The 23,211-nt window shown below is 64.5% G+C and carries 5 protein-coding genes; all 5 read left to right on the top strand.

Features of this window, described 5'->3' with window-relative positions:
- The first annotated feature begins 104 nt into the window (after positions 1–104).
- The 5 genes from AWU82_RS09455 to AWU82_RS09435 are packed head-to-tail and all read left to right on the top strand — an operon-like array spanning position 105 to position 23,202.
- Positions 105–9,113 carry a non-ribosomal peptide synthetase gene (locus AWU82_RS09455; protein ID WP_064382014.1) on the top strand — a complete coding sequence of 3,003 codons (9,009 nt, stop codon included), beginning with the start codon at positions 105–107 and terminating at the stop codon, positions 9,111–9,113.
- A complete protein-coding gene (locus AWU82_RS09450; protein ID WP_064382013.1) occupies positions 9,110–13,222 on the top strand; it encodes a non-ribosomal peptide synthetase in 4,113 nt (1,370 codons plus the stop codon). Before AWU82_RS09455 ends, AWU82_RS09450 begins: the two co-directional genes overlap by 4 nt.
- On the top strand, positions 13,222–22,317 hold the full coding sequence (locus tag AWU82_RS09445; protein ID WP_064382012.1) for a hybrid non-ribosomal peptide synthetase/type I polyketide synthase: 9,096 nt from the start codon (positions 13,222–13,224) through the stop codon (positions 22,315–22,317). The genes AWU82_RS09450 and AWU82_RS09445 overlap by 1 nt, the downstream gene beginning before the upstream one ends.
- Positions 22,314–23,003: a hypothetical protein gene (locus AWU82_RS09440; RefSeq protein WP_223290686.1), complete on the top strand. Its 690-nt coding sequence runs from the start codon at positions 22,314–22,316 to the stop codon at positions 23,001–23,003. The genes AWU82_RS09445 and AWU82_RS09440 overlap by 4 nt, the downstream gene beginning before the upstream one ends.
- The gene (locus AWU82_RS09435; RefSeq protein WP_011333696.1) at positions 22,996–23,202 is read left to right on the top strand and encodes an MbtH family protein; all 207 of its coding nucleotides are present in this window, start codon (positions 22,996–22,998) and stop codon (positions 23,200–23,202) included. The genes AWU82_RS09440 and AWU82_RS09435 overlap by 8 nt, the downstream gene beginning before the upstream one ends.
- The last annotated feature ends 9 nt before the right edge of the window (positions 23,203–23,211 follow it).

Genomic DNA, 23,211 nt, shown 5'->3' with positions numbered 1-23,211 from the left:
TTCGAAAGACCGTGCCGGCACCTGATGCCGGGGCCTGACTGGCAGGAAGCGTGCTGACACCTGCCTGATCACAAAAATAATGTAGTCATGGACGGTAGCCTCCGATGTTCGACAACACTTCCTTGCGTGGGACGAATCCCGCGCAGCCCGACGTTTGCTCTTTGAAACCGTTCGATGCAGACCTGTGCGTGCACGGTCTGTTTGAAGCGCAGGTGCTGCGCAGCCCCGAGGCCATCGCTGCGCGCTGGCAGCAGGAGGCAATCAGTTACCGTGAACTGAACACCCGCGCCAACCGGCTGGCCCATCACCTGCGCAAGCTCGGGGTCGGGCCGGACGTGCGGGTCGGGCTGTGTCTGGAGCGTTCGCTGGAAATGTTGGTCGGCGTGCTCGCGGTGCTCAAGGCTGGCGGTGCCTATGTGCCGCTGGACCCGGCCTATCCGCAGGCGCGGCTGGCGCACATGCTGGCCGACAGCGCACCGCCGGTGGTGCTGACTCACGGCCAGGCAAGCAATGTTTTGCGGGCGGCGCTCGAACTGTCAGCGACTGCACCGACGGTGCTGGAGCTGGCCGACGCCCGTGATTGGGATTCGCTCCCGGCAGACAACCTCGATCCTCACTCGATCGGCCTGACACCCCGTCACCTGGCTTACGTGATCTACACCTCCGGCTCTACCGGCACCCCGAAAGGCGTGATGGTCGAGCATCGCGGACTGGTCGCCGTGAGCGCCGACTGGGCCCGGCTCTATGGATTGGGCGAGCCGATCAACCACCTGCAAATGGCCGGTTTTTCCTTCGATGTGTTCAGCGCGGATCTGATCCGTGCGCTGGGTTTTGGCGGTACGCTGGTGCTGTGCCCACGGGACACCCTGATGGACCCGCCGGCCCTGTATCGTCTGATGCGCGAGGCGCAGATTGGCTTTGCCGACTTCGTGCCGGCGCTGCTCAATCCGCTGTTGGCGTGGGTCGAAGAGACCGGCCACGACCTGTCGTTCCTGCGCACCGTGGTCTGCGGCTCCGACATCTGGACCGCCCACAGCGCGCGGCAATTGCGCAGGCTGTGCGGTGATCGCGTGCAGATCGTCCAGGCCTACGGCGTGACCGAAGCGAGCATCGACAGCACCTGTTTCGAGCTAACCGAAAGCAGCCAGATTGACGCGGTGTTGCCTATTGGCCGGGCACTGCCCAATACCCGGATTCACCTGCTCGACACTGACGGCGCACCGGTTGCCGAGGGCGTCGCAGGCGAGCTGTACATCGGCGGCGTCGGCGTGGCGCGCGGTTATCTGAACCTGCCGCAACTGACCGCCGAGCGCTTTATCGACAGCCCGTTCGTGGCGGGTGAACGCCTTTACCGCACCGGGGATCTGGCGCGTTACCGGGCCGACGGCCAACTGGAGTTCCTTGGCCGCAACGATTCCCAGGCCAAATTGCGCGGCCTGCGTCTGGAACTGGGGGAAATCGAAACCCGGCTGGCGGACATCCCGGGCGTGCGCGAAAGCGTGGTGTTGCTGCGCCAGGACAGTCCCGGTGAACCGCGATTGGTCGCCTACTACTGCGAAAAACCAGACTCAACGCTGAGCCCGCGCTTACTGCGCGAACAGCTGCATATCAGCCTGCCGGATTACATGGTGCCGACCGCTTTCGTGCGTCTCGATGCAATGCCGCTGACCGCCAACGGCAAGGTCGATCGGCCAAATCTGCCGGCGCCGGACGTTGAGGCGTTCGATCAGCAGGACTATCAAGCCCCCAAAGGCTCGCTGGAAACCGCACTCGCCGCGATCTGGGCCGACGTGCTCGGCGTCGAGCAGGTCGGGCGTCAGGATCAGTTCTTCGCCCTCGGCGGTCACTCGCTGCTGGTGATGCGGGTGCTGGCGCAGGTTCGCCACACGCTGGGGCTGGAAGTGGCGCCTTCGACGCTGTTTGCCGCGCCGGTTCTGGCGGAGTTTGCCGAACGGCTGCAAGCCAGTCAGGCGGCGGCTCGTCCGGCCATCACAGCCCTTGAACGCTCGGGCGCGCAAACGTTGTCGTCTGCTCAGCAGCGCCTGTGGTTTCTGGCACAAATGGAGGGTGGCAACGCTGCCTATCACATGCCGTTGAACCTGCGTTTGCGCGGTTCGCTGGACGTGCCGGCACTCGAACGCAGCTTCAACCAACTGGTGGCGCGCCATGCTGCGCTACGTACGACGTTCATTGCTGTTGAAGGGGAAGGGCGGCAATTGGTTTTGCCGCCTGCGCACAGTGTCCGGCTGACGGTGACCGACGTGCAGGGGCACGATGCGCAAGAGCGCCTGACCCGCTTGATCGACGAGGAAGGCGCACGACCGTTCGACCTGAGCCGGGGCCCGCTGATGCGGGTCAGCCTGCTGCGGCTGGCGGTGGATGACCATGTGTTGCTGCTGACCCAGCACCACATCATCTCCGATGGCTGGTCGATGGGCGTGCTCACCCGCGAGCTGGGGCAGCTGTACGCAGCGGCGTTGCAGGATCGCGACGATCCGCTGCCGCCCTTGCCGGTGCAGTACGTGGATTACGCGGTGTGGCAAAAGCAATGGCTGTCCGGCGACGTGCTGGAGCAGCAAAGCCGTTACTGGCGTGAAACCCTCACGGGCGCGCCGGTATTGCTGGAGTTGCCGACCGATCACAAGCGTCCGCCCGTGCAGGATTACCTCGGTGGCTTTGTTCCATTGGTCTTCGACGAAGCGTTGACCGCGCGATTGAAAGCCCTGGGCATGCAGCAAGGCACCACGCTGTTCATGACTCTGCTGGCCGGGTTTTCATTGCTGTTGTCGCGTCTGTCCGGGCAAAGCGACGTAGTGATCGGCGTGCCATCGGCCAACCGTCCGCAACAGGAACTGGAAGGGCTGATCGGTTTCTTCGTCAATACGTTGGCTCTGCGGATGACCCGATCAGGTGCGCCGTCGGTGGCGCAATGGCTGCAACAGGCGCGGCGAGTGGCGCTGGACGCTCAGGAGCATCAAGACCTGCCGTTCGAGCAAGTGGTGGAATTGCTCAACCCGCCGCGCAGCCTGGCCCACAGTCCGCTGTTCCAGGTGCTGTTTGCCTGGGAGCAGGATCAGGATTCCGACCTGCTGCTGACCGGGCTCGACGTTACGCCGGTCGAGAGCAGCCATCACGTGGCCAAGTTCGATCTGCAACTGGCGCTCAGTGAGCGCGACGGGCAGATCGTCGGTGGTCTGGAATATGCCTCGGGCCTGTTCGAGCGCGGCACTGTCGAGCAGTTCGGCGAGTACCTGCGTCGGGTGCTGACGCAGATGGTCGAGGACAGCCAGCAGTCGCTGGCGAGGATCAAGCTGCTGAGCGCCGAGCAACATCAGCAGATCGTTCATGACTGGAACCGCACCGCGCGGGATACCGCGTCGTTGCCCGGTTGCGTGGCGCGCTTCGAAACCCTTGCCCGGCAAACGCCCGATGCCGTGGCGTTGCTCGCTGACCGTGAGCAAATGAGTTATGGCGAACTGAATCGTGCCGCCAACCGCCTCGCGCATTACCTGATCGAACAAGGCGTCGGCCCCGAGCATCGCGTCGGCCTGTGCCTGGAACGCTCGCCACAAATGGTCATCGGCCTGCTGGCGATCCTCAAGGCTGGCGCTGCGTACGTGCCGTTTGACCCGGCTTACCCGAGCGAACGTCTGGCATTCATGTTCAGCGATGCGGCGCCGACCATGCTGCTGACCCAGTCGAGCCTGATGGCCGGGCTGCCGGCCAACGGGGCGAAAATCTGCTGCCTGGACACTGACGCATCGCATTGGGCACAGCACCCGGCGGATGATCCGCACGTCACGGTGAGCCCGGAACACCTCGGCTACGTGCTCTACACCTCCGGCTCCACCGGACGCCCGAAAGGCGTGGCCCACAGCCGTCGCGCGCTGGACAACCTGATTGCCTGGCAACTCGATCAAGCCGCAGCACCGCAGCGTGTGCTGCAATTCGCCTCGCTGAACTTCGACGTTTCGTTCCAGGAAATCTGCAGCACCCTCTGCCAGGGCGGCAGCCTGTTGCTGATGACCGAAGACAGCCGCAAGGACCTCGCCGCACTGCGCCCGACCCTGGTGGCCGAAGGCGTGCAGCGGGCGTTCCTGCCGTTCGCCGTATTGCAGCAACTGGCCGGCCTGACCGAGGCCGATGCGCCGATGCCGGCCGGCGGTTGCGAGATCATCACCGCCGGTGAAGCCCTGCAAATCAATGACGAGCTGCGTGGCTTTGTCCGTGGGCTCGGCGGTGCGCAGTTGCATAACCAGTACGGGCCGACCGAAACCCATGTGGTCAGCCAGTTCAGCCTCGACTGCAACGACGCCGAGTCTTGGCCGGACGCGCCGCCCATTGGCCGTCCCATCGCCAACGCGCGGCTGTACGTGCTGGACGAGCACTTGAATCCGGTCCCGGTCGGTGTGGCGGGCGAGTTGTACATCGCTGGCGCCTGCCTGGCCCGAGGGTATCTGAACCGTCCGGACCTGACCGCCGAACGCTTCCTGCCGGACCCGTTCAGTGCCGAGCCGGGCGCGCGGATGTACCGCAGCGGCGACCTCGCGAAATTCCAGGCCGACGGCAACGTGCAATACCTGGGGCGCATCGACCAGCAGGTGAAACTGCGCGGCTTCCGCATCGAACTCGGTGAGATCGACAGTCTGTTGCATCAGCAACCCGGCGTTCAGGAAGCCGCCGTGTTGCTGCGCGAAGACGTGGCCGGAGACAAGCGCCTGGTGGCCTACGTGGTCGGCACCGCGACCAGCGAATCCCTTCGCGCCGAACTGCAACGCCAGTTGCCCGAACACATGATCCCGAGTGCCTGGGTCCGGCTCTCGCATTTGCCGCTGACCCGCAACGGCAAGCTCGACCGTCAGGCGCTGCCGGCACCGGAACGCAGCGCCGGGGCGACTTACGAAGCGCCGCGCAACGACACCGAACGGCAAATGGCCGAGATCTGGGCCGAAGTGCTCAAGTGCGAACGGGTCGGCATCCACGACAACTTCTTCGACCTCGGCGGCCACTCGCTGCTGGCGACGCGGATGATCTACGCGATCAACCAGCGCATGGGCGCGCAACTGTCCCTGAGCAGCTTGTTCCAGACTCCGGTGTTGCGGGATCTGGCGGCGCGGGTCTCGCGTGAAGATCAGAGCGTTGAACCGGCATTCATCCAGATCGAGCCGGATCGCGGCAATCGGCATGAACCATTCCCTCTGACCGATATCCAGCAAGCGTACTGGTTCGGTCGCGAGGCCACGGTCAGCCTCGGCGGCGTCAGTGCCCACGGCTACGAAGAACTGCGCATTCCCGAATTCGACGCCGAACGTTTCGAGCTGGCCTTGAATCGCATGATCCAGCGCCACGACATGCTGCGCGTGGTGTTCCTCAGCGACGGCACGCAACAGGTGCTGGCGCAGGTGCCGACCTATCGCATGCCGCGCAGCGATTTGCGCGGTTTGCCCGCCGATGTGGCGCAACGCACGCTGGAAGCGACCCGCGAACGCCAGTCCCATCAGGTGCTGGACGCCAGTCGCTGGCCGCTGTTCGAGTTCAGCCTGTCGCTACTCGATGACGGCATCACCCATTTGCACATCAGCCTCGACGCGCTGATCGTCGACGCCGCGAGCACGCAGATTCTCGCCCGCGAACTGATGGCGTTCTACCTCGATCCCGCGCTTGAGCTGGCGGAACCGGGCCTGACCTTCCGCGACTATGTGCTGGCCGAACAGCAGCTGCGCAATGGCCGCCGCTACGAGCAGGCGCTGGGCTACTGGCGTGAACGGGTGACTACGTTGGCCCCGGCGCCAGACCTGCCGCTGGTACGCCAACCCGAAAGCATTGCCAACCCGCACTTCACCCGCCGCGACCGCGACATGTCGGCCGCGCAGTGGGCGCAGCTCAAAGCCGTGGCCAAGCAGTTTGCGGTGACGCCGTCGGTGATGCTGCTGACCGCGTTCAGCGAAGTGCTGGCGCTGTGGAGCCGCACCCCGCGTTTCACCCTGAGCCTGCCGCTGTTCAACCGCATGCCGCTACACCCGGATGTCGACGAGATCATCGGCGACTTCACCTCACTGGTACTGCTGGAAGTCGGCATCGACGGAACACAAACCTTCACCGACAAGGCCCGCGCGGTGCAGGCGCAACTGTGGCGCGACATCGACCATTCGGTGGTCAGCGGTGTGCGAGTGTTGCGCGAATTGTCCCAGGCTCGGGGCGTGCAGCAGACCGCGATGCCGATCGTGTTCAACAGCACGCTGTCGGAAGCAGCGCCGGAGCTGGCCGAGTTCAACCTGGCTGACGCGTTGAATGCCAAACACATGCACAGCATCACTCAGACTCCGCAGGTATGGCTCGACCACACGTTGCTGGAGCTGGAAGGGCGCCTGTTGTTCAACTGGGACAGCATCGACGAGCTTTTCCCGCAAGGCATGATCGAGCAGATGTTCGTCGCCTATAACTCCCTGCTCGACAGCCTCTGCGAGCCGGCAGCCTGGGGCGCGAACACGCCACAGATGCTGCCGCAGGCACGCTTGCCGGCACCGGTCGACCAGCAGCAAACGCTGCCATTGATGCACGAACTGTTCGAACGTCAGGCCCTCGCCACACCGGATGCATTGGCGGTGATCGGTGCGCGACAGCTGACGTACGCTCAACTGCGCAACGAGGCCCGGCAACTCGGCTCCCGACTGCAAGCGCAGGGCGTGCTGCCGAACCGCTTGGTGGCGGTGGTGATGGAGCGCGGTTGGGAGCAATTGGTCGCAACGCTGGCGATTCTGTACGCCGGCGGCGCTTACCTGCCGATCGAACCGAGTCAGCCGGCGGAACGGCTGCGGCATATTCTGGAGCGGGCCGAGGCGAGCCTGGTCCTGACCCAACCGGCGCTGCTCGACAGGATCGAATGGCCGGCGCACGTCACGGCCATCGCGGTCACCGATGAAGTCTCGAACGATGAACTGCCACTGCAACCGGTGCAGGTGGACGAAAGCGACCTGGCTTACGTGATCTACACCTCCGGCTCCACCGGTCAGCCGAAAGGCGTGGTGATCGACCATCGCGGTGCGGTCAACACCTTGCTCGACATCAACCGGCGCTTTGCTGTCGGCCCGACCGACCGCGTATTGGCGATCTCGTCGCTGAGCTTCGACCTGTCGGTTTACGACTTCTTCGGCACGTTGGCCGTGGGCGCGGCAGTGGTCATCCTCGACCCGCAACTGACCCTCGATCCTGCGCACTGGCTGGCGTTGATCGAACGTCATCGGGTCAGCCTGTGGAACTCGGTGCCGGCGCTGCTCGGCATGCTGGTCGAGTACGTGGAGGGTGAGGGCGGTGCGCTACCTGCCAGCCTGCGGGTGGCGATGCTGTCCGGCGACTGGATTCCCCTGACGTTGCCCGAGCGGGCCTGGGCCTTGCAGCCGGATTTGCAACTGATCAGCCTGGGCGGTGCCACCGAAGCGTCGATCTGGTCGATCTGCTACCCGGTGCAACAGGTCGACCCGGCCTGGCGCAGCATTCCCTACGGCAAGGCCCTCGATCATCAGCGCTTCTACGTGCTGGATGAAGCGCTGCAAGTGCGCCCGACCTGGGTCGCGGGGCAGCTGTACATCGGCGGCATCGGTCTGGCGAAAGGTTACTGGCGCGATGAAAAACTCAGCGCGGGCAGTTTCTTCGCTCATCCACTGACCGGCGAACGGCTGTATCGCACCGGCGACCTGGGCCGTTTACTGCCCGACGGCAACATCGAATTCCTCGGTCGCGAAGACAATCAGGTCAAGGTCCAGGGCTATCGCATCGAACTGGGCGAGATCGAAGCCGCGCTCAATCGCCACCCCGGCGTGCAGAGCGCGGTGGTGCGGATTCTTGGCAGCACGCTGGGCGAGAAGCGTCTGGCGGGTTACGTGCTCAAGGCCGATCCGGCGTTGCAGGCCAGCGACTTCAGCGCGTACCTGAGCGACAAACTGCCGGCCTACATGATTCCGCCGTCGTTCACGTTCGTCGAGGCCTGGCCGTTGTCGTCCAACGGCAAGGTCGACAAGAAACGCCTGCCGGAGCCTGAGCAAATCGAGGAGCAAGGACCGGCGCTGGAAGTCGAGGGCCCGCAGGAACAGCGGCTGGTGGAAATCGTGCAGGGCGTGCTCAAGCGCGAATCCATCGCCGCCAACGCCAACCTGCTGAACCTCGGCGCAACGTCGATCGATATCGTCCGGATCAGCAACGCGTTGTCTGGCGCCTTGCAGTTCCGCCCGCACGTGGCACAACTGCTGGCCCAGCCGACGTTGCTGCACCTGCTCGGCATGTACCGCCAGAACCGGGCGCGTCAGGATCTGATCGGCAACGTGCAGCAGGCCCCGGAGCCCGTGCAGGACATTATCGAAGATCCCCAGCAGCGGGCGCAGTTCAAAGCCGAACAGCGTGGGCGCCGTGACTTCGCTCAAGCCCTGCCGGCAGTGGCATTGGATCTGCCGCAAGACCCGGCCTTCGCCCGGCGTTTGAGCGATTACCGCTCGGTGCGTCAATACGATCGGCAACCGATCGCCACCCAGGCCTTTGCCCATGTATTGGCGGCACTGGCCCAGGGGCAACTCGACGGCGAGGTGAAATACCAGTTCCCGTCGGCGGGTGGCCTTTACCCGATTCAGGCGTACCTCTACGTCAAGCCGGATCGCGTGCTCGGCGTGCCCGGCGGCGCGTATTACTACGATCCCCGCCAGCATCGCTTGCTGGCGCTCCAGAGCGGAGCGCTCGACCCGGACACCTACGACTATTTCGTCAACCGACCGGTGTACGAGAACGCCGCGTTCTCGCTGTTCTTCATCGCCGACATGGCCGCGATTCGCCCGCTGTATGGCGAGCGCAGCCGCGACTTCTGCCACATCGAAAGCGGCGCCATGGCCCAGTTGCTGAGCATGACCGCCGTCGAGCACGGCCTGGGCCTGTGCGGTATCGGCTCGGTCGAGGAACAGCAACTGACGACGTTGTTCGATCTGGGGCCAAGCCATGAATTGATCTACTCGATGATCGGCGGGCTGCGCACGGCCGATGAACAACACCGCGCGCGGGTCGAGGCGTTTGCCATCGAGACTGTGACCGCCAGCCTGGACGACGAAGACATGGAGGAGTTCGAAGTATGAATGCCGATCAATTGCTGGCGTTGTTCGCTCGCCATGGCGTGGTGCTCGAGGTGGACGGTGACAGGCTGCGCTGCAAGGCGCCGCGCGGGTTTCTCACCGAAGAACTGACCCAGGCGCTCAAGCGTCACAAACAGGAACTGATTGCCTTGCTCGGCGGGCACGATGACGCGGCGATTCCCCGCCGCGCCGGCGCGCACAGGTCCTGGCCGTTGTCGTTCTCGCAGCGGCAACTGTGGTTTCTCGATCAACTGGAACCCGGCAACCCGTTTTACAACGTGCCCACGGCGGTGACGCTCAAAGGGCAGTTGGACGTCGCGCAGCTGGAGCGGGCGCTGAACCAACTGGTGGCCCGCCACGAAGTCCTGCGCACGACGTTTGGCAGCGTGGACGGTGAACCGCGTCAGGCGGTGCATCCATCGATGTCGCTGTCGTTATCGGTGACGGATCTGCGCCAGTTGCCTGCCGACGAGCGTGAGCAGCAAGTGCGATTCGCCGTCGAACAGGACGCACGGGCGCCATTCGATCTGGCCACCGGCCCATTGTTGCGGGCATCGTTACTGCGCGTGGCCGACGATGAATACTTGTGGCTGTACAGCGTGCATCACATCATCGCCGACGGCTGGTCGATGGGCGTGATCCTGCACGAAGTCGCTACGCTGTACGGCGATTATCTGCGTGGTGAAACCCCGACGCTTGCGCCGCTGCCGGTGCAATACGCTGACTACGCCTGCTGGCAGCAACAGCGAGTGGGCGGCGCCGTGCTGGACGCTCAGCTCGATTACTGGCGCCGTAACCTGGACGACGCGCCGCTGTTATCGACGTTGCCCGCCGACCGGCCACGACCGCTGGTGCAGCGTTATGTCGGGGCCACGTTCAGTTCCTCCGTCGATGGCGGCACCTTGCGCGAACTCACGGCGCTGGCCCGGCAGACCCAGGGCACGCTGTTCAACGTACTGCTCGGCGCTTTGGCGGTGCTGCTGTGGCGCCACAGCGGTCAGCAGGATCTGTGCATCGGCACACCGTTCGCCAACCGCAATCGCCCGGAAGTCGAGCCGCTGATCGGCCATTTCGTCAACACCCTGGTGCTGCGTCAGCGCCTGAATCCGCAGCAAACCTTCGCCGAGCTGCTGCGCGACGTGCGGGGTCAGATGCTCGACGTCCACGCCCATCAGGACGTGCCATTCGACCGCGTGGTCGAGGCCGTCAACCCGCAGCGCGATCCCGGCCATTCGCCGTTGTTCCAGGTGATGCTGGTGCTGCAGAACACACCGGGCAACGCGGTGCAGATGCCTGGTCTGGAACTGGCGCCGTACGGCACCAGCAGCGCCACGGCCAAGTTCGATCTGGCATTCGAATGGGTCGAGCGGGATGGGCGGCTGGACCTGCTGGTGGAATACAACACCGACCTCTACGACGTTGCGACCATCCAACGCCTGAGCGGGCACTACCGACATCTGCTCGAACAGATCGCCGCCGACGCCAAGCAACCGATCAATGCCTTGCCGTTGATGAACGAGGCTGAGCGTCAGCAGGTGTTGGTCGACTTCAACCGCGCCACACCACTGACGCAAGCGACGCCCTGCGTGCATCAACTGGTCGAAGCGCAGGCTGCGAGCAACCCTCAGGCCTGCGCAGTGGTCTTCGAGGGCGAATCCCTGAGCTACGCCGAACTCAATGCCCGGGCCAACCGACTGGCGCGGCACTTGCGCACCTTGGGCGTTGGCCCGGATGTGCGCGTGGCGGTGTGCATCGAGCGCTCGCTGGAATTGCCGGTGGCGCTGCTGGCGGTGCTCAAGGCCGGCGGCGCCTATGTGCCGCTGGATCCGGATTATCCGTTGGGTCGCTTGAGCCATATGCTCGGCGACAGCACGCCGGCGGTGCTGCTGACCCTCGGTTCGGCGCACGCAATCTTGCGTCAGGCCGAGCAGGGTTCGAACTGGGAAGCGCCAATTCTCGACCTCGAACAAGATGCGGCGAGCTGGGCGTCGTTGCCGGCGGACAATCTCGATCCGCGCAATGTGGGCGTTACCCCTGACCATCTCGCCTATGTCATCTACACCTCCGGCACCACCGGCTTGCCCAAGGGCGCGATGGTCGCCCACCGTGGCTTGAGCAATCTGCTGTTGTGGTGTTTGCAGGTCTGCGGCGAGGCGGGGGCGATGTTGCACAAGATCCCGTTCGGTTTCGATGCCTCGGCGTGGGAGACCTTCTGGCCGCTGGCAACCGGCGGGCGGCTGGTGATCGCACGGCCCGGCGGCCATTACGAACCGGCGTACCTGGCTCGCGAGGTGCGCGAGCAGCAGGTCACGGCGCTGGTGTTCGTGCCGGCGATGTTGCAGCTGTTTCTGGAGGTCGACGAGGTCAGCCAGTGTGTGTCGCTGACCGATGTGTTCAGCGGCGGCGGTGAACTGCCGCCGGCTCTGGCCCGGCGCTTCCAGGAGCGTCTGCCCCATGCGCGGCTGCACAACGTTTACGGCCCGACCGAAACCACGGTGATCAACAGCATCTGGACCCTGGAGCCCGGCGCCGAGGTGCCGGCCCGGCAACTGCCGATCGGCCGGCCGATTGCCAACAACCGTTTTTACGTGCTCGATGATCGCGACCAGCCGGTGCCGGTGGGCGTGACCGGGCATCTGCACATTGGCGGCGTCGGTGTGGCCCGTGGTTATCTGGGGCTGGCGCAACTGAGTGCCGAGCGCTTTATCGACAATCCGTTCGTGGCAGGTGATCGGCTCTATCGCAGTGGCGATCTGGCGCGCTACCGCCCGGACGGTCAGCTGGAATTTCTCGGTCGCAACGATTTTCAGGTCAAGCTGCGCGGCGTGCGTCTGGAGCTGGGTGAAATCGAAGCCCGGCTCGAAGCATTTCCCGGCATCCGCAGCGCCGTGGTGCTGATGGTCGGCGAAGCGGCGCAGGATCAACGATTGGTGGCCTGTTGCGTGCTGGCCGAACCCGTGGACGAAGCAGCGGTGCACGCCCATCTGGCGACAACCCTGCCCAGAGCCGTAATCCCCGGCAGCTATCTGTGGCTCGACGCGCTGCCTCTGACCGCAAATGGCAAGGTCGATCGCACTGCGCTGACGGCATTGGCGGACGAGGAATTGGTCAATCGTCAGGTCAACCTGAGCAGCCCGCGCGATCACATCGAACTGGCGCTGTACCAGATCTGGAAAAGCCTGTTGCTGGCGCCGCAGATCGGCATTCGCGACAACTTCTTCAATGTCGGCGGCACCTCCATTGCTGCTATCAAAATGGCCCATGAAATCAGCCAGCAGTTCGCGGTCGAAGTGCCGGTGCGCGTGGTGCTCAGCTACCCGACCATCGAAGCGCTGGGCGGCTGGCTGCGGGTTGGGGTGAATCCGGCGCTGGCCCAGAGCAACCTGATCGAATTCCGGCGCGGCAGCGGCCAGCACAACGTGGTGTGCATTCACCCGGCGGGCGGTACGGCGTTCTGTTACCTGTCGCTGGCCAAGGTGCTGCCGGATGAAGCCGGCGTGTACGGGGTGCAATCGCCGGGACTGAATCCGGGGGAGAGCACCGAGCCGACGGTCGAAGCGATGGCCGAGGCTTACTTGCGCCAGATCGAACCACTGACGCAGCAACCGCTGATTCTCACCGGGCTGTCGTTCGGTGGTCTGGTGGCCTATGAAATGGCGCGGCGATTGACAGCGGCCGGGCATCGTCAGGTAACGGTGGTGCTGCTCGACACCCAGGGCAGCGACGATCCGGGTTTCCGCGAGCAGATCGGCACCGTGGACATGGCCGAGTTCCGCGACAAACTGGTGCGCTTCAACGGCATGTACCCCGGCATCGAGGACGCGCAGGTCGAACGCTATTTCAACATCTACAACCACAACCGCCTGGCCATGGCCGCCTATGAGTGCGCACCGCGCGCCGGTCGCGTGGTGCTGATCCAGGCCCGGGAAGATTTCAGCCGCCATCAGTTGCATGAACTGCGTGGCTTCTGGCGGCGTCGCGCGGGCAGCGGCTATCTGGCGAAACTGGTCAGTGGCGGGCACTGGGACATGCTCGAAAGCGCGGAAATCCACCGGGTCTCGCAAATCATCCGTCAGGAGCTGCAACGCTTCGACGCGCAGGAGGCGAAATGATGAGTGCGTCCAAAGACATGCCGTTGCTCGCACGTTTTGCCGAGCAAGTGGCGGGTAATCCTCAAGCCCCGGCGGTGATCGATCAATCGCTCACGCTGACTTACGCGCAACTGGCCAGCGCCAGCGAACGTATCGCCCGTGGGTTGCTGGCGCGCGGTGTTGAGCCCGGTCAGTCGCTGGCGTTGTGCATGCCGCGCTGCTGGCAGTGGCTGGCAGCGATTATCGGCGCCCTGAAAGTCGGCGCGGTGGTAGTGCCGCTGGATCGCGCCAGCCCGCGCAAACGCCGAGAGTTGATGCTGGCGGATGCGGCGTGTGTCGGCCTGATTACCCTGGACGAAGAACCGCTGTGGTCGTCTTCACTGTGGCAAACCAGCGTCGAGGCTTTGCTCGATCAGCCGGACGCTCCAGCGCAAACGCTGGCCGAAGATTTTGCCGAGGTGATGTTCCTGTTCTACACCTCGGGCACCACCGGCACGCCGAAAGCGGTCGAGGTGGGCGAGCGCGGCTTGCTGCGGCTGGCGCACACCAACGGCTATATCGAGATTCGCCCGACGGACCGGTTTGCCTGCCTGTCCAACCCGGCGTTCGATGCGTGCAGTTTCGAGCTATGGGCGCCGCTGCTCAACGGCGGTTGCTGCGTGATGATCGCCGACGACGACGTGCTGGATGCGCGGCGTCTGGCCGAGGTGCTGGAGCGGACGCAGGTCGACAACCTGTTCATGACGGTATCGCTGTTCAACACTTTGATTGCCGAGTGGCCGTCGTGCTTTTCCAGCGTCCGTCAGGTGCTGATCGGCGGTGAGCAGATCAGCGCTGCCGCCGTGCGCGGCTGGTATCGGGCCAATCCTGAGAGCCGCTGCCGGATCTTCAACGTCTACGGCCCCACCGAGTGCACCACGTTTGCCCTGTGTTGGCCGATCAGCCGCGACTTTTCCGCTGACTCGGCGCCGATTGGCCGACCGTTGCCGGACACTGGCGTGTTGGTGCTGGATGAGCAGCAACGCCCGGTGCCGCCGGGCGAGGTCGGCGAGCTGTATTTGACTGGCAGCGGTGTCGCCCGTGGCTACCGCAACCGGCCTGAAGAAACCGCCCGCCAGTTCGTCCGTTTGCTCGACCTCGACGGTGGCGCGCAGGTGCATTACCGCACCGGCGATCTGGTGCGGCGCAATGCCGAAGGCTTGATCGAGTACCTGGGGCGCGTCGACCGGCAGGTGAAAATTCGTGGTTTCCGGATCGAGCCGGGTGAGGTTGAACAGCGGATGCTGGAGTATCCGGGCGTGGCGCAGGTGTACGTCTGCACCCGGCGTCAGGCGGCTGAAGATCATCAGTTGCTGGCGTTCATCGTGCCGCGCGGGGATCTGGACTATCACGCCTTCGAAAACCATCTGCGGGCACAACTGGCGCCGTATATGCGGCCGCATCAGTTGTTTCTGCTGGAGCACTTGCCGCTGACGGCCAATGGCAAGATTGATCGTGACGGATTGCTGGCCCAAGGGTTGAGTCCGTGGCACCCAGTCCTGGCAGCTACGGATAACGAAAGCGTTTCACCGGCGCTGGACTGGTTGCTGAGTCAGGCCCGCTCGCTGCTCGGTCAACCGGCCCTGAATGCGCAGGATGACTGGCTGGGCAGCGGCGGCGATTCGCTCAAGGCCCTGCGCCTGCGTTCGGCGATCCGTGTCCACTGGCAGCGCGAGATCGCCATCGATACGTTGCTCAACGAGCCTTTCTGGTCATTGGCCGCACAACTGACCGGTGAAACCAACCGCGAGTCGATCTACCCACCTGCGCCTCCGATCAGCAGCGCCAAACGCCTGCCGGCCACCGCCGAACAGCGCCGGCTGTGGCTGTTGCAACAACGTTCGCCGACCTCGACCGCCTACAGCGTGCCGTTGATTCTGCATCTGGCGGCAGGTGTCGACGTTGCGGCACTGGCCGAGGCTTTGGGGCGTCTGGTGCAGCGTCATCCGGGATTGCGCACTGCATTCGCGGCGGGTGTCGACGGACTCGATCAAGTAATCACCGAGCAGGGTCCGACCTGTCGCACCTTCGCGGTCGGGCATTTCACCGAGAACAACTGGCAGGCCTTCGCCGAGCTGGTCTTCACCGCGCCGTTCGACCTGACCACCCCGAACCTGTTTCAGGCCTGGCTGTTGCCGTTCGCCGATGGCAGCTGCCGGCTGTTGCTGAATCTGCATCACATCATCGTCGATGGCTGGTCGGTGAACCTGCTGTTCGAGAACCTGACGCAGCTTTACACCGATGTCCTGCAAGGCGAAGACAGCCCGCCGCCAGACGCCCGATTGACGACGCTGGAGTTTGGCCAGTGGCAGCGCCAGTGGAGCGTCGATCCGCATTATCGCGACCAGCGCCGCGCACTCGCCGAGCTGCATCGCCGTCAGGAAGAACCGTCGCCTGCATTGACGCCAATGCGCGAAATCAGCCCGGACGCCCGGTTGCACCGCGAACCGTTGGGCACCCTGCGCAGCGCGGCCCTCGAACGCTTTTGCACGCAACAACGGCTGACCCGTTTCGAAGTGCTGTTCAGTGTTTTCGCCTGGAGCCTGTACGCCCTGACCGGGTGCGAGCGGCCACGGATCGCCAGCCCGGTGTCCAACCGGCCGCTGGCGGAGTTCGAAGACAACGTCGGCATGTTTGCCAACACCGTGCTGATCCCCACCGTCGTTGAAAACGCATGGCCCCTGAGCGAGCAATTGCGCAAGCAGACCACCACGGTGCGCGAGGTGCTGGCGTTGCAGGACGTGGCGCTGGCGGATCTGGTGGAAGACCTGCGGCTGTCGTCGAGCCCGTCGCTGTTCGATTTCATGTTTGTGCTGGAAAACACCGATTACGCGGCGCTGACCGATTCCAGCCTGCGCGCCACGCTGGAATTCAACGAGCAGTTGCACGCCAAGTGCCCGCTGACGTTGTTGATGGTGGGCAGCGGTTCGCAGCTGGAATGCTGGTGGGAATATCAGTGCAGCTATTTCGATGCCGAACAGATGCGGGCGGTGAACGCGTTGTTCCGCCGTGGTCTGGATTTGTTGCTGGAAACTCCGGCGGCCAATCTCAACGATTTGCTCGGTCCGTATCGAAGCAGCCTGCCACCGGCCAGCGAAGGTCCGCAGATTGCGCTGCCGTTCAACACACTGTCGGACGGGTTCGAGCATCAAGTGCATTGCACGCCGGAGGCGGTCGCGCTGGTTCAAGGCCAGCAGCGCCTCACCTACAGCGAGCTGAATGCGCTGGCCGATGTTCTGGCGGCAAACCTGATCGAGCGCCATCCGTTGCCGGCCGGGAACGCGCCGTTGCATGTCGTGCTGTTTCTCGATGCCTCGGTGGAGCACATCGTCGCCTTGCTGGCGCTGGCCAAACTCAACCTGACGGCCGTGCCGCTGGACCCTGCTTACCCGGTGGCGATCCAGCGTCAGGTGCTGGAGCAGGCGCAGCCGCTTTGTGTGCTGTTCAGCGACGCGACCAAGGCTGCACTGGATGACCTGAACGCCGGACGATTCGCCACCCATCGGGTTGATCTGCGCGCCGATGCCGGAACGTTCGAGCGTCCTCGCCACGCTGGCGAACGGCCGTTGTACACGCTGTTCACTTCCGGATCGACCGGCACGCCCAAAGGTGTGCAAGTGTCGGAACGCACCCTGTGCAACCTGCTGCAATGGCAGCGCACCGAAGGGCAGTTGCCGGCGAAAGCGGTGACCCTGCAGTTCTCGATGCTGTCGTTCGACGTGTCGTTCCAGGAGATTTTCAGCACCCTGTGCGGCGGCGGTTGTTATCACCTGATCACGCCGCGCTGGCGTCAGGATGCCGAGGCGTTGCTGGATTACATGGTCGAGGCGCGGATCGAGCGGTTGTTCCTGCCGTACGTGGCCTTGCAGCATCTGGCGCAAACCGCCGTGACCAGGGGCATTTACCCTTCGGCGTTGCGCGAGGTGATCACGGCCGGCGAGCAACTGCTCTGCACCGAGGCGCTGCGCAACTGGTTCGGCGGCATGCCGCACGCCTCGTTGTTCAACCACTATGGCCCGACTGAAACCCACGTGGTCAGCGCCTTGCGCCTGCCGCCCGTGGCACGGGACTGGCCGCTACGCGCGCCGATCGGCCATGCCGTGGGCAATGCGCGGTTGCTGCTGGTCGATGAGCACGACCGCCCGGTGCCGATCGGCAGCCGTGGCTATTTGCTGGTGGCCGGGCCGATGGTTGCTCGCTGCTATCTGGCAGACCCTGAAATGAATACCGCGCGGTTTGTCGAGCTGGCGGACGGCTGTTTGTACTACCGCACCGGCGATCTGGCGTGGGCCGATGCCCAAGGCTGCCTGCATTACCTGGGACGTGACGATCAGCAGATCAAACTCAGCGGCCATCGGCTGGAGCTGGGGCAGATCGAGGCGGCGCTGATGCAGGTGCCGGAAGTGGTCAACGCGGTGGTGGCGGTGCAGGCCGATCCACCACGGCTGATCGCCTGGCTGCAGCTTGAGGGTGAGCCTGCGACTTCCGGTGAACTGGATCGTCAGGTGGCGCGGCTAATGCCGGCCCATGTGCGAATCGATGAATACCGACGGATCGACCGCTGGCCACGCACCCCCAGCGGCAAGATCGATCGCAAGGCCTTGCCGGATTTGGGCGAGGCTTTGGAGCGGCGCAGCACGCCAGCAACGGCTGTTCAATTGACCGCACTGGAACGGCAACTGAGTGAGTTGTTCCAGGCTGTAATCGGCCGTGACATCGAGCCGGAACAGACCTTCTTCGAGGCCGGCGCCACCAGCCTTGGCCTCATGCGTTTGCATGGCCGTTACGCCGAAGAACTGCCGTACAAGGTGACGATGGCCGATCTGTTCGAACACGTCACGGTGCGGCGTCTGGCGGCGCATCTGTCGACGGCGCCGGTCGCAGCGGTGCAGCAGACACGGCAAACCGACGCAGGTCACCAGCCGATGGCGATCATCGGCATGTCGGTCAATGTGGCCGGGGCGCAGAACCTGTCCGAGTTCTGGGCGATGGTGCAAGGCAATGGGCTGGGCATCGAGCACTTTGCCGCCGCAGAGGGCCTGGTCGGCGCCCGCAGCCAACTGGCGGGCCTGCTTGATTTCGATCCCGAGTACTTCGGCATCAGCCGCCAGGAAGCGCGCCTGATGGACCCGCAACAGCGGCATCTGCTGATGGCCTGCGTGCAGGCCCTGCAACACGCGGCCATCGTTCCGTCGGCGGACGGCCCGCGCATCGGTCTGATCGCCAGTTGCGGCGAAACCACGTACTTCCAGCAAATGTTGCGTGAAACCGCCGACGACGATCTGCCGGACGGCTTCCAACTGGCGCTGCACCACGACAAGGATTTTCTGGCGACCAAAGCCGCGTATCACCTGGACCTCAACGGCCCGGCCCTGAGCGTGCAGGCCGCTTGCGGCAGTTCGCTGATCGCCGTGCACCTGGCCAGTTCGATGCTGCGTCAGGGCGACAGCGACGTGATGCTCGCGGCCGGGGTGCTGATCGACCCGACCCTGACCGAGGGCTACCGGCACCGCTCGCAGCACATTTTTTCCGCCGATGGTTTGTGTCGTCCGTTCAGCGACGATGCCAGCGGCACCCTTGGCGCCAGCGGCTACGGGGTGGTGGTGCTCAAACCGCTGGCCAAGGCGCGGGCCGATGGCGACCGGATCTATGCGTTGGTCGAAGGTTCGGCGTTGAACAACGATGGCCGGGCCAAGATGAGTTACACCGCGCCGTCGGTGGCGGGGCAGAGCGCGGTTATCAGTGATGCCTTGAACCGGGCCGGATTGACCGGTGCCGACATCGGCTACATCGAGGCCCACGGCACCGGCACCTTGCTGGGCGATCCGATCGAAGTCGCGGCGTTGACCAAGGCTTTTGGCGATGCGCCGGCCGGCAGTTGCGCGCTGGCCTCGGTGAAAAGCCAGATCGGTCATCTGGGCGCGGCGGCGGGGGTAGTCGGGCTGATTCGCGCCAGTCTCGCGGTGTTCCATGGCGTGCTGCCGCCGAACCTCGGTTTTGGCCGGATCAACCCGCAGATCGATCTGCAGCATTCGCCGTTCTATGTGCCGACCACGTCCCGGCCATGGCCGCAAGGACGGCGGCGACTGGCCGGTGTCAGCAGTTTCGGGATTGGCGGGACCAATGCGCATGTCATCGTCGGCGCTGCGCCCGCGGCGCAGGAGGGGGGCGAGGAAACGCTGCCACTGCTGATGATCTCGGCCCATAGCCGGGCGGAGTTGCTGCGCGATATCGCGGCGATTCGCGAATACCTGCATGCGAACCCGGAACAGCAGACTGCGTTGCTGCGGCACTTGCAGTCAGGTCGCCGGCAACTGCGCTGGCGCTTCGCGATGGTGTGCCGGCCGGGTGACGACATTCCATTGCAGCCGCCAGCGATCAAGGAAGTCACGGTCTCAAGCGCGCAGGTGATCGCCCGTGATCAATCGCCGCAGGAACTGCTGGACGCCTGGTACGAAGGCGCGAATATCCAATGGCCGCAGCGCTCGGCGCCGCCGCCGTGGGATTTGCCGCCGTCATCGTTCGATCTTCAGACCTATCGTTTCCAGACGCCTGTGGCTGCTGAACCTGAAGCGCCAGCCCTTGCGCGACAACCGCTGGCGGACTGGTTTCACCAACGACAATGGGTGCGCACCCGGCGCCTGAGCACGACAGCGACGGCGCAATCCCGTGAGGTGCTGATTCTGTGCAGCCATGAAACGCCGGAATCGACGTTGCTGGCGAGCCTGCACACTGTCTATCAACGCGTGATTCAAGTGCGCGCGGGCAATGGCTTCAAGCGCTTGAGCACGGACCGTTTCGAACTTGATCCGCTGGACACTGAAGCCCTGAACCGTTTGCTCGCCGAAGTCGCAGAACCCGACCTTGGCGAACTCGACTGGTTGCATGCCTTGCCGCTGGCGGTGTCGGGCGAGGTAAACGAGCAATCGCTGGATCTGGCGCAGTGGGCCTGCCTGGATACGGTCAGTGCATTGATGCAGGCCTGGGGGCAGACCCCGCGCACGACACGGCTGCGGTTGTGGTTGATGTCGTGGCAGGCGTGTCCGGTGGATGGCGAGGTGCGACGGCCCGAGCTGGCGGCGCTGGCCGGCATCACCGAAGTGGTGCCGCAGGAATACCCGGTACGTTGTCACTGGCTGGATTTGCCGTCGTCACGCCTCGAAGCGCAGGCCGGCGAGTTGGCAGCGTTGCTTGCCGATCCGGCCTCACTGCCTCGGCGAATGGCGGCGCGCGACGGATACCTGTGGCAGCCACGCTTGCTGCCTCAGCCATTGACCGGCCCGGCGACGCCATCAGGGCTTCTGCCGGAAGACGGTACGTTCCTGGTGCTGGGCGGCAGCGGCGGCATCGGCCGGACCCTGTGTGAACACCTGCTACAGGCACCCGCGCGCCGTGTGCTGCTGATCTCGCGCCAAGGGCAATTGCCTGAGTCACTGGCGGCGTACGCGTCGCGGATCGACTGCATCAAAGCGGACATCGCCGACCTGCCGCGCTGGCCGCAGATCCTCGATCAACTGGCCGTGCGTTACGGTCGCCTTAGCGGCGTGATTCATGCGGCGGGCGTCGGTGCAGGCAGTCTGATTCGCCACCGTGATCCTCGGCAAATGGCCGAGGCCATGGCCGCCAAGACTCGCGGCATGCTGGCGGTCGAGGCCTTGATCGAGCACCTGACACCGGGTTTTGTCCTGTATTGCTCGTCAATGTCGGCAATGTTCGGCGGCGCGGGGCATGTGGATTACGCGGCGGCCAGCGGGGTACTCGATGGCTTCACCCACTATTGCCCGAACCCGGCCGACACCTGCCTGCGCCTGGGAATCAACTGGGACATCTGGCGCGACATCGGCATGGCCACCACCAGCAACGGCGGTGACGCCGCGCACCTGGAGCATCTGACGGTCGGACTGTCAGCCGAAGAGGGTTGCCGGGTGTTCGATCTGGCGATGGCGACGCAGTTGCCGCAGCTGTTGATTTCCACCACCGGCATCGACACGGCGCGGCGGTTTTATCCGGTTCGCCATGGTGCCGTGGCCGCAACGGTAGAGGCGCCGAAGGGCGTGGATCTGTCGGCGCGCTTGCGTGAGTGCCTGTGCAAGTGGCTCGGTGTGGCCGAGCTGGAAGATGACGACTCGCTGTACGACCTGGGCGCGGATTCGCTGACACTGCTCGATCTGATCGACGAACTGCAAGCGGCCACCGGTGAGGTGTTTCAGCTGTCGCAATTCAGCCACAAGGTCAGCCTGAGCGAAGTGCTGGGGCTGGTCTCGACCGCCACGGTTGAAGAGGCTCCCGGCGTAACACTGCAGGGCTGGCACGACGCAGTGCGGATCGATCAATGGCATGCCGGAGCCGGGCGTGACTGGCTGTACCTGATCCACCCGGTGGGTGGCGATGTTCAGGCCTATCGGGAACTGGTCTCGGCGCTGCCGGCGGAACTGGGCGTGTGCGTGATCGGCGATCCGGCGCTGCGCTTGCCGCAGTTGCCGAACGTCAGCGTGGAAGAACGTGCACGCTGGTATCTGGAGGCGATCAAGGAGCATCTTCCGCACGGCAGCACTTGGCGCCTTGCAGGGTGGTCCTTCGGAGCATGGGTGGCGCAAGCACTGTGTCATCAGGCCCAGGCTGAGGGCTTCAGGCAACCGTTGTTGTACCTGATCGACCCGCCCGCGCCGAATGCCGGTGCGGAACTGGCCGGCATTGATGAGCAGACCATCGAGCAGGTGTTCCAGCGCGAGTTTGCCCAGCGCTGGCCGGCGGTCGAAGGGCAGGGCATGGCCGAAGAACGCCAGGCGTATCTGCAACGGCTGACGGTGTGCTGCCGCAACAACATGGCCAGCATGATCGACTTCCAGCCGCCAGCATTGGCGACCACAGTGGTGCGGCTGTTCAGCGCCGGGCACGCCAATCCTTACGGGCTGGGCAATGCCTGGAATCCGGATGACCTGCAACGCAACTGGCAGGCCTTGCTGCCGCAGTTGCGCAGCTGGCAAACCCTGGACACCGATCACTACGGCATCGTGGCGGGCCGCTGGGCGCGGTTGCTGGCCGAAGTCATCGGTACGGATGAGCCATCGCCATGAGTGAACCGATCTTGATGCCGCTATGGCTGCTGAATTTAGTGCAAGTGCTGTGCGAAACCGGACAGGCCGACGACCTGCGCAAGCGGATAGACAATGACGAGGGTCCCGTGCCGCTGCGGCTGTTTCATCTCTGGCAGGCCGACGTGGTCCTGCCGATGCTCGGCGAAGCCTTGCCGGAGCATCAGCAGGCGCTGCTCGCGTTGCAAAGCCTGCATCAGCGGGCGGCGCTCGGTGTGATCGGGCGTCAGGGCGAGTGGCGGGCCAGGCTCAAACCGGTGTTGCTGGCGCTGTATCGCAAGGCCTACGCCTACGACGCGGCGTACGCCAAGGCCCACGCCAGTGCGCTGACTTACGGCCTGGCACCGGCCAACAGCGCCATGATTGCCGAGCACTTTGGCGACGCCGAGGCGTTCGCCGAGTATTACGCGCAATTGAATACCGAAGCCGCCGCCACGGCGTTTGCCCAGGCTCATGCCAGCGCCAACGCCGAAGTGTCGGCCCGGGCTTTCGCGGACGACGATGCAGACACCTGCGCGCAGGTCTGCGCGGCGTCCGTGCGGGTTTACGCCGGGGCCTGCGCTTCAAGCGACGAACAGCGGCATGCCGTATTCAACCATCTCGCCGCCGGGCTCGACCGGAGTCTGGCCACGCTGCAATCCCGTTCAACAGGAGAACGACATGAATGACGCACAACTGCAATTCGATGTGGTGATCAACGCCCAGGGCCAGTATTCCCTGTGGCCGGCGGGCAAGCCGATGGCCAGCGGCTGGAGCGAGGCGGGGATGCGCGGTGAGCGCCAGGTCTGCCTGGATTACATCAACGAGCACTGGATCGACATGCGCCCGCGTTCGCTGCGCGAGCAGTCGTCGGTGTCGTTCCAATAAAAAAGGTGA

The sequence above is a fragment of the Pseudomonas glycinae genome (assembly GCF_001594225.2).
Lineage (GTDB): Bacteria > Pseudomonadota > Gammaproteobacteria > Pseudomonadales > Pseudomonadaceae > Aquipseudomonas > Aquipseudomonas glycinae.
This window is presented reverse-complemented; position numbering and strand designations above follow the sequence as displayed.